The sequence below is a fragment of the Paenibacillus sp. V4I5 genome (assembly GCF_030817255.1).
In the GTDB taxonomy this organism is placed as follows: Bacteria; Bacillota; Bacilli; order Paenibacillales; family NBRC-103111; genus Paenibacillus_E.
The window spans coordinates 7,636,324-7,649,573 of record NZ_JAUSZB010000002.1; the positions used below are offsets into that span (position 1 = coordinate 7,636,324).

9 protein-coding genes are annotated in these 13,250 nt (G+C 44.9%); 8 read left to right on the forward strand and 1 reads right to left on the reverse strand.

The annotated features are described in order from the left end of the window. Positions 1–103 precede the first annotated feature (103 nt). Together QFZ78_RS36215 and QFZ78_RS36220 are read left to right on the forward strand one after the other, a co-directional pair. Positions 104–2,779 (forward strand): family 78 glycoside hydrolase catalytic domain, encoded by a 2,676-nt coding sequence (locus tag QFZ78_RS36215; protein ID WP_307554662.1) that lies wholly within the window; start codon positions 104–106, stop codon positions 2,777–2,779. 108 nt (positions 2,780–2,887) lie between these two features. Further along, positions 2,888–3,169, forward strand: coding sequence for a late competence development ComFB family protein (locus QFZ78_RS36220; protein ID WP_056838398.1), 282 nt, complete (start codon positions 2,888–2,890; stop codon positions 3,167–3,169). 79 nt (positions 3,170–3,248) lie between these two features. Here QFZ78_RS36220 and QFZ78_RS36225 read toward each other — a convergent pair whose 3' ends face one another. Next, positions 3,249–3,899 carry a response regulator transcription factor gene (locus QFZ78_RS36225; protein ID WP_307554665.1) on the reverse strand — a complete coding sequence of 217 codons (651 nt, stop codon included), beginning with the start codon at positions 3,897–3,899 and terminating at the stop codon, positions 3,249–3,251. Positions 3,900–4,180: 281 nt separating this feature from the next. On the opposite strand from QFZ78_RS36225, the gene QFZ78_RS36230 reads away from it, so the two are divergent. The 6 genes from QFZ78_RS36230 to QFZ78_RS36255 all read left to right on the forward strand — a co-directional run bounded on the left by QFZ78_RS36230 (position 4,181) and on the right by QFZ78_RS36255 (position 13,213). Beyond that, the gene (locus QFZ78_RS36230; RefSeq protein WP_307554667.1) at positions 4,181–4,351 is read left to right on the forward strand and encodes a hypothetical protein; all 171 of its coding nucleotides are present in this window, start codon (positions 4,181–4,183) and stop codon (positions 4,349–4,351) included. A gap of 146 nt (positions 4,352–4,497) precedes the next feature. Continuing rightward, on the forward strand, positions 4,498–5,793 hold the full coding sequence (locus QFZ78_RS36235; RefSeq protein ID WP_307554669.1) for an ABC transporter substrate-binding protein: 1,296 nt from the start codon (positions 4,498–4,500) through the stop codon (positions 5,791–5,793). An 18-nt stretch (positions 5,794–5,811) separates the two neighbouring features. After that, positions 5,812–7,647, forward strand: a complete 1,836-nt coding sequence (locus QFZ78_RS36240) for a sensor histidine kinase (RefSeq protein ID WP_307554671.1) — start codon at positions 5,812–5,814, stop codon at positions 7,645–7,647. Further along, positions 7,625–9,163 carry a response regulator gene (locus QFZ78_RS36245; RefSeq protein ID WP_307554673.1) on the forward strand — a complete coding sequence of 513 codons (1,539 nt, stop codon included), beginning with the start codon at positions 7,625–7,627 and terminating at the stop codon, positions 9,161–9,163. The genes QFZ78_RS36240 and QFZ78_RS36245 overlap by 23 nt, the downstream gene beginning before the upstream one ends. 273 nt (positions 9,164–9,436) lie before the next feature. Continuing rightward, a complete protein-coding gene (locus QFZ78_RS36250; RefSeq protein ID WP_307554675.1) occupies positions 9,437–12,220 on the forward strand; it encodes a beta-galactosidase in 2,784 nt (927 codons plus the stop codon). A 123-nt stretch (positions 12,221–12,343) separates the two neighbouring features. Further along, positions 12,344–13,213, forward strand: a complete 870-nt coding sequence (locus QFZ78_RS36255) for an ABC transporter permease (protein ID WP_307556086.1) — start codon at positions 12,344–12,346, stop codon at positions 13,211–13,213. Positions 13,214–13,250: the final 37 nt, after the last annotated feature.

A 13,250-nucleotide genomic window follows, 5' to 3' on the forward strand; every position in this document is an offset into this window, starting at 1 on the left:
CACCTTCATATTATGTCATATGATGCACTACAATAGGACATATTGATGCTTGCTTTATAAAAAGGGTACATGACATTTTGATGAAAGTAGGAGGTTTTTTTGAATGACGACATTCCATATTTCTAACTTAACATGCGAATACCGCGTCAACCCGATTGGGTTGGATACGACCCAGCCTCGCTTTACTTGGCAACTAGAATCGGACATCAAACATACCATCCAATCAGCTTATCACATCCAGGTTAGTAGGATTGAAAATTCTTTCGAACCGAGTCGTTTGGTTTGGGATTCCGGTCACATACAATCGGAACAATCTGTGCTTGTTGTTTATGAGGGTCAAGAGCTTCTGGCGCGAAATCGTTACTTTTATCGTGTCAAAGTATGGGATCAGTCTGGTTTGCAATCGCCTTGGAGTGAAATCGCTTTCTGGGAAATGGGACAGCTAAGTCCCAATGACTGGTCAGCAAAGTGGATTACACCTGATGCAGCTTCTATTGATCCTGACGCAGAAGAAGCTTTCTATTTGAGGAAGACATTCACAGCACGTAAGGGAATTCGTAAAGCGACAATTTACGCGACGAGTCTAGGCATTTATGAGCTTGAACTCAACGGATCTCGTGTCGGGGATTGGGAGTTCACACCCGGCTGGACCAGCTACCGACACCGGCTGCAGGTTCAGACGTATGAGGTAACGAGCCTGCTGCAGCAAGGTGAAAAACATACCCTTGGCGCCGTGCTGGCAAACGGTTGGTATAAAGGTAATTTGGCTTGGAAGAATCAACGAAATATTTTTGGGGACGTTAGAGCTCTTTTCCTCCAATTACATATCGAATACATAGACGGAACTTCGGAAATAACCGTTAGTGATGATTCCTGGCGCGCTTCATTAGGACCGGTTCGGATGTCTGAGCTGTACCATGGAGAAACCTACGATGCTAACTTGGAGCTCAGCGGGTGGAGCATGTCGACGTATCAGGATGATAAGTGGTGCCCGGTAACGGTTCTTGATCACTCCAAAGACATCCTAGTCATGCAAGAGAATGAGCCATCCCGCATTACCCAGCATTTGAAGCCAATAACTGTTATTGAAACACCTTCTGGTGAAACCGTTCTTGATTTTGGGCAAAATATGGTTGGAAAAGTGCACATGCGATTGGAGCTGCCGGTTGGAACTCGACTTCAGCTGCTGCACGCAGAGGTGCTGGATCAAGAAGGGAACTTCTATATTGGGAATTTGCGTCATGCGAAGCAGACGGTTACTTATGTATGCAAAGGTGGCGGGGAAGAACAATATGAACCCCATTTCTCGTTCCAAGGCTTTCGATATGTCAAAGTGGTAGGCTGGCCCAAGGAAGTAGCATTCGATGCAGAGCGCTTCACGGGACATGTTATTCACACGGACATGGCAGCTAGCGGCACTTTTGAATGTTCCCATCTCTTGCTGAATAAACTTCAGCAAAATATTGTGTGGGGACAAAGAGGCAATTTCCTGGATGTACCGACCGATTGCCCGCAGCGGGATGAACGATTGGGTTGGACAGGGGATGCACAGGTATTTATCCGCACAGCAGCATTTAATTATGAGGTGGCTCTATTTTTCACAAAATGGCTGCGCGACTTAAAAGCGGATCAGCATGAGCATGGCGGCGTTCCATTCGTAATCCCGGACGTACTTGGTCCGACTGACCACTCTTCCTCTGCATGGGGGGATGCAGCAGTCATATGCCCATGGACAATATACCAAGTATATGGCGATAAGCGTGTTCTGGAGGAGCAGTATGACAGCATGAAAGCGTGGATTACGTACATGCGAGACCAAGGAGAGAATGAGTATCTGTGGAATACAGGCTTTCATTTTGGTGATTGGCTTGGGCTTGATGCCAAAGAAGGCAGCTATATAGGTGCGACCCCTAGGGATTTAATCGCGACATGCTTCTATGCCTATTCGACTTCGCTTTTCGTGAAAGCTGCGGAAGTGCTGGGACGCCGCGAGGATGTGGCTAAGTATAGTGAGCTTTATGAGCGCATTGTTGAAGCTTTCACACAAGAATTCCTAACACCAAGCGGGCGTCTGGCCGCGCATACACAGACAGCACATGTGCTCCCGCTGATGTTTGGACTCGTGAAAGGAAGTACGCGTGATCGATTAGCAAAGACGTTAGCCGAATATGTCGTGGAGCAGAAGAATCACCTGACGACCGGTTTCGTAGGTACGCCGTATCTGTGCCATGTATTATCCGAGAATGGCTACCATGATCTGGCTGTTCGTTTAGTTCAACAAGAAGATTATCCTTCATGGCTGTACCCGATTCACAAGGGAGCAACGACGATCTGGGAGCACTGGGATGGCATCAAGCCCGATGGATCGTTTTGGAGCGATGATATGAACTCCTACAACCATTATGCGTATGGATCCATTGGGGATTGGCTGTACCGTGTAGTGGCGGGTCTCGACTCTGATGATCAGCAGCCTGGATACAAACGGATTCATTTCCGCCCGCGACCAGATTCCGGCCTTGAATACGCCAAAGCATCGCTCCATTCTAGCTACGGTAAGATACGAAGTGAATGGAAGAAAGAGGTCGATGGCAGAGTAGTCTACGAGTTCCAACTACCTCCAAATACGACAGGCCTTGCAACCTTGAGAGGGGCGACATTCGCAATGGCATCCGTTAATGGTCAAGCAGCTCAGACAGCACCAGGAGTCCTATCAGCAGAGGAAAGTAATGGGGAGCTGCGGTTAGAACTTGGATCGGGGATATACGCCATTATTTGTTGAGAAATGAGGATATAAGAGGGCTGCACGCATTCGTGTGGCCTCTTCTTTTTGATTAGGAGGATATGAGTTATAATAGAGATATAGTTGAATCAAGAAGGGGTACCCACAATGGCAGTCTTCAATGCAATGGAAACGATAGTGATGAATTTGTTTGATGAGTTTCAAAAAAACTATGAAATGAAATGTGATTGCACTACTTGCAAAGAAGACGTGCTTGCTTTGGTATTAAATAAAATTCCTCCGCGATATACCTCTAGTGAAAAGGGACAGTTATTTGTAAAAGGTCTATATATCAATCCACAGCTGCAGTCCGATGTCATGCGAGAATTAATAGAAGCGGCGAATATTGTGGAACATCATCAGCATCACCGAGAAGAATCCCAACCATAAGAGAATGGCAATTAAAAAAGACTGGTCTCTTCATCACGAGAGGCCAGTCTTTTTAATCACTAATCGCTTCTTCAACCATCTATAGCCGCCGGTTAACTTCATAAATATGCTTGAATTGATTAAATTTATCTACTGCTTGCGCCCTTGATTTGACGCCTAATTTCTCATAAATTTTGCGTATGTAATTATCTACGGTTCGCTTACTCATATGCACTTCCTCGGCCATTTGCTCATTGGTTAGGCCTTGAACAATCATGGTCATCATATGTACTTCATCGTCGTCCAAGGAATCAGTCTGATGCAAATTACCACTGTCCACCCTCATTTTGTGAAAAACAGGAACGGGTATTACCGTGAAGTTCTCCAACAAAAGGGTAACTAAGCTTTTAATAAGCGTACCGCTAGATTCCTTAGATATAACAGCACTAACCTCAAGTCCGATCAAATAATTGTATAGATGGGATAATTCTATGCCAGAAAAAATGACAAGGTGGATGGCGGGATATTTCCCTTTGATGATTTTGGCAATCTCATCGCCGTATTGATCCGGAAGATTATAATCCAAAAAAACAATATGCGGTTGATGCAAATCCACGAGTTCCAAGCATCGTTTGCCAGTACCAGCTATCCCTATAATCTGTATGCCTTCGATTTGCTGCAGTGTATTCGATGTTGCTTCCGCCATTAAGGGATGATCATCTGCGATCAGAATCTTCGATTTCTTAATCATATGATACTTCCTTCCTGATTTGGTAGGGATCCGAATGGTGAATTCAACGTCGCTGTTTATCTCTCTCCTTAATTTTACCAAATTTCACAAAAAGATTGCAAATTAGATTTTATTTATCTGATTTTGCGTCTTTTTTCGTTATACGCAAATAAAATTTGCGCATTTATGGAAAAAAATGTGGATTTGCGAAAGAAAATATTGCGCTGTTATCGATGGCGTTTCTATATATGATTAAGTATAGGTAATCTTCCAAAATTAAGTAAATAAGGAGGGAATTCATATTGAAAAACGAGCAATTTGATTGCATGTTTGATTCTGTGTTAACGGATGTTGTGAAGCAAACGTACTGCAACTTAACCTTGCCCTCCGCTGAACAAATTCAGCTTTCGATGAAGAAAATGATGGATATCATCGAAGCCAATGATGGTTGGAAATCAACGAATGAAAGATAGGAATAACTAGAATTCGATTAGCGATGATTCGCTTGTATATACAACAATCAACAGTCTATTTTCTCTGAAGAGGAAATAGGCTGTTTTTTTAATTGGCCAATACCGTTATACTATTTGTAAACGCTATCATGGAATGAGGGGGATGGATGAAGACTCGTTTGTTAGCTCTAGGCATGACTGTATCTCTGATGCTTACCGCTTGTCAAACCCAGACAGTTACGGTCGTTCCTAAACAGCAGCTCCAGGAGCAGACGCTTTCGTGGATTCATCACTTTGATGAGGAGGGGGCGCGGAAATGGCTGGAGGCGGGGACACAGCTATTTACTAAACAACATCCTTCTTATACGTTTACGCTGACGGGCGTGGATGGCGGCAATTATATGAGCTTGCTTCGCACGCGTGTGATTTCGAATAACATGCCTGATATCTATATGCTGGATAATATGGAATCCGCTCAGGATCTCATTCATAAAGGATATGCGATGGACTTAACGGGTCAACCCTTTTTGTCACAAATCGACGAGAGGTTCCTGAATGGTGTGAAGACAGCCGATGGGAAAATATGGGCGCTTCCGATAGACGTGAATGGAGCGGGTGTCATTTATAATAAGGAAGCTTTCGCCCAAGCAGGCATTCAAAGTCCTCCAACAACATGGCCGCAATTCTTAGCTGCATGTGAGGCGCTGCAGAAGGCAGGAATTATTCCTATTGCAGCAGGCTACAAGGATAGTTGGACCCTGATTTGGGATATTGCAGCGGATCTTCTGGCTAATCAGAATGCCGCTGGCCGCAATTGGATGGCTGATATAGAAGCAGGTCGAACTACGTTCGCTGAGGATCAAATTCACTTCAAAGATATCTTGAAACGATATGGAGAACGCTTGCGTTATGTGAATATCAAGCCGTTCGAAACCGATTGGAACCAAGCCCAAGGGCTCCTTGCTGAAGGGAAAGCCGGTATGATTATTAACGGCACGTGGACGGTAGACGGTGTTAAATCCAAGAATCCTGCGAGTATTCTAGGACTGTTCGCTTTCCCTTATTCGAATAATCCCCAAGATGCCAAGTTTGGACTAAAATCAACAGGAGGGATTGTGATCAATCCCCAATCACCTCATAAGGAGGCGGCGCTTCAAATGCTAGAACTGTTTGCCTCGAAGGAAATGGGGACCATTTTTCAGACGAAAAAGAAGGCCTTGTCTGTGATTAAAGGCTTGCCGAATGACTTTGATCCCACTTATGTGGAGTTGGATGAAACTTATATCCAAACAGGCCAAATGTATGACTGGTCAAGTTTGCCAACAGATTTTGTGAATCAGGATTTGCAAAAAGTGTTTGTAAATGCACTTACAAAATTCGTTATTGATCGCAGCCACAATGTGGATAGCTGTATTCTAGAGTTGGATCAAGCATTCGATCGGATTCGCAAACCATCCAAATGACAGCAAGGAGATCTGCGTATGACAGCCACCCCGTGGAACTTAAATCGGGTCAAGGACTTTCGCATCCGAACGAAAATATTTCTATCTAATATGATTCTTATTTTGTTCATTTCATCGGCGATTGGTGGAGTTGCCATCTATGCCTCTACGAAATTCATTGAATCGAATACAAGAGACCTCTCGATGCAGGTCATTCATCAAGTTTCCGACAATATTGAAATTAGAGCGAAGGAAGCATTCACTTCCTCCGTTTACGTCCTAAGTGACAGTAATATTCGGCAAATTGCTGCTGAACAAGGTGAACAAGTGACAGGTGACAACTATCCGGCTTTTCGCAGCCGAATGGAGTTCTTGCTGGCTCAGTACGGAAATGGGAATCCCTATATGAATGCCATTATGATTCAAACTCATAAGGGGCAGGTGTACTGGTGGGAAAATAAAAAAGGCTTGGATCGTACACTAAATCATGATGATGTAACCGTGATGACAAGCCATGCCTCTGATTATTTGAAAAATCATGAACGAAGTACAAGCTGGTCGCCTTCTCTGAGAATGCAAAAAGAAGTGTTCCTTATCAGGGATTTCACTGATCTGAGTCAAATAGATCGTAGTCTTGGCACGATTGTCATCAGTATCGATTCGGATTATTTCTTGTCCCTGGGAAGCAATAGCTCCATCATTAAGCAAAATAACGTTGCGATTCTCAATCCTTTTAACGAACTGCTAGCTGGTGGCGGAACCCCTCGCATGGACAATCTCATCTCAAGGAGCTTAAGTTATACGCTTAAGGAGAATGATGACTCTATGGCAATTGTCGACCATGCTGCGGGAGGGAGTCATTTATTCGTCCAAGAACGAACATCTACGCTGGGCTGGCGGGTGCTTTGTTTTATTCCGATGTCTGAGCTTCTGTCCAATACACGCGTGTTAGTTTTTGTGATCGCTCTCGTTTCACTGCTTGCCGTTCTGATATCTACCGGAATTGCCGTATTACTTTCAAATTCTACGACGCGAAATATCAAGATCTTGGAGCAAACGATGCGCCGAGTCGAAGATGGCAATTTCGATGTTCGAATTATTCCGCTGGGGCGGGATGAGATTGGTAGTTTGTCTATACGGTTCAATTTTATGCTGTCTCGGATTAACGATTTAATAAACACGGTGTATAAAGAGCAAATTGCCAAACAACAGGCTGAATTTACTGTCCTCATGAGTCAGATTAATCCTCATTTCCTTTATAACACGTTAGGTACTGTGAAATGGTATGCTCGCATGAACCGTCAACCCGAGATAGAGCGAATGGTCACTTCCGTTATTGAATTATTGAAATCCTCGGTACGACGTGTTGGCGAATTCCACAGCTTGGAGCAAGAGATTAACCAATTAAAAAACTATATTTATATTCAAAAAATTGGTTATGGCGATGCCTTTCACATGGACTATGAAGTCGATGAATGGTTGATGGAAAGCGAGGTGCCTTACTTCATTCTTCAGCCGCTTGTCGAAAATGCGATTCTTCACGGCATCGAAATGTCCAAGGGGAATGGACGAATTGTCCTTTATGCACGCATAGAAGAGAAGCAGTTCCTGCTCATTGTCGAAGATAACGGAAGAGGGATGGAAGCTGAACAAGCGCATAATCTATTGAACGCAGCAACACGTAAAGAATCGGTTCCAGGAGTGACGAGTATAGGCATTCACAATGTGAATGAACGCATTCAGCTGTATTATGGGGAGAAATATGGCCTTAGTTACGAAAGTGCACCGGGATTAGGTACGAAAGCTATTGTGCGAATTCCGCATAGAACGCATCGGCAAAGGAGGAATGAGCATGTTGAACGCCATGATCGTTGAAGATAATGCGATATATCGGTATGCGATTAAAACGATCATTCGTTGGGAAGATTATGGCTTCCAAATTGTATGTGAAGCACTCAATGGCGTGCATGCGCTCGATCTTCTGCAGCATCAGCAGGTTGATCTTATTGTCACGGATATTTCGATGCCCGAGATGAACGGTATAGATCTTATCCAGCAGGTTAAGCAAAAGGATGCTTCCATCAAAATTGTGGCACTCAGCTCTTTTGATGATTTCCGATTCGTGAAGGAAGCCCTCAAGCTCGGGGCAGAGGATTATTTGTTAAAACATGACCTTGAACCTGATGCGTTACAACAGCTATTAGAACAAATGAATAGCAAGATTATGGAAGATCATAGGCGGAGAAAACAAGCTAGTATTCGTGATGCCAGCTTTCAAGAGGTGCGCTGCCTGTTGGGGCGTAAGCTTCTCCTAGGCGAGTTAAAGCGAGCGGAGGATATCGAGGATCAAGCGAGCGCCGTTCATTTCCCAATTCATGGAGGTCCTACGGCAGTCGTTGTGATCGATGCTAGTTTTAAAGTCTTGGCGGATGGTTCTAAGGAAGAACAGACTGCCTACTCGAACATGGTTATACCAATTTCAGAGCGGAGAACCGCGGTCATTATCTATTTTTCGCAGGAGAAGAGTGAACACAAATGTATGGAGGAGATACTCCGGCAAGCGTCGCAGCTATACACCCGGATGAAGAAGCTCGGCTCTGCAACAATGGGAATTAGCTCGATCGGGTACGGATTGAAGGATTGGGCTGTGCTATATAAGCAAGCTGAAACAGCCTTAGATCAATATGTTTATGAAGGAACGGACCAACTCTATGCTTACACGTCTCTTCAAAGTAATAACAAGGTTGAAACGCTGGCAGGAATCACGATTCAGCCTCTTGTTGCTGCTATGAAAAGTGGCCTATTCACTGATGTTGAAACGCAAACTGAGCTTTGGTTTCAAAGCCTCATCCAAAAGAAGCCGCCTATATCCGAGCTGCGCAGCGTGCTGGCAGCGTTAATGATGCAGCTGAAAACATTGGCTATAGAGAGGAACAAGTTCTCAGATCAGTTTGAACATGAGTATAAACAGGTTAGCCAGGTGATAGAAGCCCATCAGCCTCTGCAGCAAGTGAAGCCGCTATTTCTAAATTTGAATAAGCAAATCGTTGGGAATAAAGCTGAGCACACGATGATGCGGAAGGAAATCCAAGGAGCAATCGCCTATATGGAAGAGCACTATGCCGAAGACATCACGGTGGCAAGGCTGGCAGATGTTCTCCATTTGAGCGCGAATTACCTATCCAATCTATTTAAAAGCGAGACGGGGATGCGGATCGTCGAATATCTGAATCGATGCCGGATACAGAAGGCGAAACAGCTGCTTCAAGAGCCTGCATGGAAAGTATATGAAGTCGCTGAGAAAACAGGATTTCAGGAAACTTCCTACTTTTGCAAAGTATTTAAAGAGCTGGAAGGGAAAACGGTTAAGGAGTTTAGGCGCAATGAGTAATTATTAAAGAAAAATTATCGTAAATTCTGTGAATAATATAAGAAATCAGTGTTATATAGAATGCAAAGGGCTGCGAATTTGGATAAAATTCGGAGCTTTTTTTGTTTTGCGTGAGGCTGTTTCATTGTAGTTTTGTTATATATCTTGATGTTTCTTTCAATGTAAGCGCTTTTAAAACAGCTTATACTAACTTCATATAGAACAGCAGCAAACATCCCTACCGGATGAAACGGGTTTCATAAATGAATGAGGGTAGATCAAGGAGGTAAGCCATTGTATTTATCAAAAAGTGAAGAAGCAGTGATTCACTTATCGTCAGAAGCACTGCGGATAGATGGAAAATCAGAAATTATACTTTGTGCCTCCTTATTTTATTTTCGATTACCACGCGGTTTATGGAAAGAGAGACTAACTAAAGTTAAAGCCTTTGGATATAACGCGATTGATGTGTACTTTCCTTGGAATCATCATGAGACCGTGGAGGGAACTTGGGATTTTACTGGAGAGAAGGATGCGGCTCAGTTTCTACAGGATGCTTCCGATGCAGGACTGTGGGTGATTGCGCGACCAGGGCCGTATATTTGCTCGGAATGGGATGGGGGAGCACTCCCTGCTTATCTATTCGCGAAAGAAAATCTTCGCTTGAGGGATAACGATCCTACCTTCTTGCGGCACGTAGCCAGGTGGTATGAACAGATTCTTCCCATCCTGAAGAAATATGAAACGGGTCAGGGTGGCACCATCATTGCTGTCCAATTAGACAACGAGCTTGATTTCTATCCTTGCTCTGATCCCAAAGGGTATATCTCGGCCCTAAGAGATTTAGCTCTGCAGCATGGGATAACCGTGCCGCTCATTGCTTGTGCCGGACAAGGCGGCTTGTATGAGGCTTCTGGTTTTGCTGAAGGTGTTGTGCCCACATGTAACTTCTATCCAAATGACCAAGACCCTGCTTTCGAAGAAAAGGTGCTCTTCTACAGAGAGGAGTTGGCTCGTCGCGGGCTGCCCTTACTCGTCACGGAGACGAATCGCTCGCACTTCCTGCTTCGCAGATTATTATCAGCAGGAGTAAAGCTGCTCGGTCCTTACTTGCAGGCTTCAGGGACGAATTTTGGCTTTACCAATGCGGCTAACAATTGGGGGAATCCACTTTCGTTTCTCACCTCGGACTATGATTTCCATGGCATGATAACACCGGAAGGACACATTCGAGAGGAAGCTTATGAAGGAAGAATGCTGCATCGTGTGATTCAAACGTATGGCGCTTCCTTCGCGGAAGCGAAGCCTGAGCCAATGAGTAGTGTCTCCCCTTATCGGTTAGCGCTAAAGCAAGGCGGCGAGCTGCTCTTCCTATGCCAAGTAAACGAGCAAGATGAAGACGCTTACTTTCACGTGGCAGAAGAAGTCATACCCCGTTATACCACACTTGTCGCCAAAGCAAGCCGCTGCCCAATTCTTCCCGTGCAAGTGCCCTTGCAGACCTGGGGGATCGCTGAAGGGACACTGGCCTACGCAACTGCAGAACTGCTGCTGGTGAAGCAGCTTGAGCAGCGCACGCTATTCGTGTTTCACACGGAGTGCGAAGGCGAAATTCGTCTCTGCTTTAACACGGAGGTGCAGACGGAGGCTGGCACGATGACGGTACACGAAACCGAAGACCAGGTGACGGTATCCTTTCAATCGGGCGAGCAAGAGAGATCAGCTCGGATTCGCTTACTAAGCGGTCATGTTATCGAATTGATCGGGATGAGTCGTTCACGTGCTTTGCTGCTAGAAAATATGGATGATGAAGGCGAGCTGCATGTTGGCGATTGGGTAGAACGAGTCTCGGAAAGCTGCGAAGTTGAACTTAGCTGGTCACAAAGCTTAGTGAATCCTTTGGATACACTTGCGGATGAAAGCTTATTGATCGGTGATACCGCCGATTATCTGGAGAAGCATGGTGTTTACCGAGGTTTTGCCTGGTATACCTCGCAATTATCACTACCGCTGGAGAACAGCTGTCTTGGCATTATCGTTCAGCAGGCAAGTGATGTCGTTTCCGTTTATACTGGTGAAACGTATTTAGGTACAGCAACTCCTGGAGGAGGAAGTCACTACCTTCCGATTCCTTCCGGCTCGCGCGTAGAGCCAAATCTGGTTACTCGCGTCGAGATCTGGGGACATACCAATTTCCATGATACGAATTTGCCGGGTTTGCACTTAAATGCTCTGAAAGGGCTAACGGGCATTGTTGGGGTAACGTCGGTTGGGGAAATAAACCAAAACTGGCGATTCAAGGTTATGCAATCCGGAGAAGAGAAGGACGATTACATAGCATCAGACTATGACGATCGACAATGGCCGATTGTGAGTGCTGGAGGGTGGCTCTCCACAGAACAGCCCGCCCATCAATGCTACCGCAAACAAGTAAAGCTGAGGAAAGAAGCGGATACGTGGATTCTTCACACACCTGGTAATTTCTCGCACACCTATGCTTATGTGAACGGGCACGCACTCGGACAATTGAATCCGCTCAATCCGTATCTTGATCTTACGCCTTATGTAACTGCGGGAGATATGGCTACGTTAACGGTATTTCTGGATAAAACGTATGGTTCACTCAGCGGAAATATATGTCTCTACGAAGGAACTGCCGCTAAACAGTGGACATTATCCTCTTGTCAGGAGAATGGCTTACTGCAGCATGCCAAATCGTCAAACGTTGGTGCTCTCCCCGTAGAAGGAGCTATCTCCTTGAAACCGGGTACACTGTCTTGGCTGTACGGTGACTTCCATGATGATAACCAAGGATTAGGCTGGAGGGTTTATGTCAAAGGCAGCCATATGAAGCTGACCGTATTCTTCAACGGACGCTTAGTTGGCCGCTTGTGGACACAAGGCGGTGCCAATAGACCTATATTCCGTGGCGGAAGCGATGAATCCTTTTATTTACCGGGACCGTGGTTTCAGGGTGGCGAATCGGGCAATGAAATAGCCATCCTATTGGAGGCTGTAGCGACCTCTGAAGATGCATTGCTGGAGCCTCTGCGCTTTGTACCTGTAGCCGAAAATTAATTTGGAAGGAGCGCGCGCATGAAAACTGCTATCTCATCAAGCACAGTGGACGGGGCCGCTACTCACGTCAAAAGGCGAGTGACCCCGCTGCGTAGGTTTTGGTCGTATCGAACGTTAATTCTCATGTGTGTTCCTGCGATTTTATTTTTCGCAGTCATGTCATATCTCCCAATGCCAGGGCTTTACCTTGCTTTCATTAATTATAACTACTCAGCGGGGATCTTCGGCAGTGAGTTCGTTGGGTTTGACAACTTCAAATTTCTAGTGACCTCTGGGGCACTTTGGAAATTAACGTTTAATACGATTGCTTACAATTTAGCTTTTATTATATTTGGAAACATCTTGCAGATTGGTATTGCCATTTTGCTGAACGAGCTTCGTAAAAAGTGGTTTAAGAAGATTTCACAATCACTGATGTTCCTGCCATTTTTCATCTCCTTTGTACTTGTTGGTCTGATTGCCTATAACATTCTCAGTTATGACTTTGGACTGCTCAATGGGATTCTCAAATCGATCGGTTGGGAGCCGCTTAAGACGTACTCAAATCCAACGATCTGGCCTTTTATCATCGTCATTACGTTTCTTTGGCAGTCGACAGGGTACGGTTCCATCGTCTATTTCGCGGCTATTATGGGGCTGGACTCGGAGATTGTTGAAGCGTCAGAAATTGACGGTGCGAATGCGCTGCAGCGAATTCGATATATTGTACTTCCTTGGCTGAAGCCGACTTTCATTATCCTGCTTTTATTCTCACTTGGCGGCATTCTCCGAGGGAACTTTGGATTATTCTACAACTTAGTTGGAGCCAATAATACAGCTCTTTTTGATGCAACAGATATTATTGAAACCTTTGTGTTCCGTTCCTTAATGAACAACTTTAACTTTTCGCTAGGAAGCGCTGTCAGTCTTTATCAGTCCGTGTTTGGTTTCTTTATTGTCATCACAGCCAACTGGCTGGTTAAGAAAGTTTCGCCTGAAAACACGCTTTTCTAAATTAAACAAGCACGATTCATCAATATCGGTAGATAGG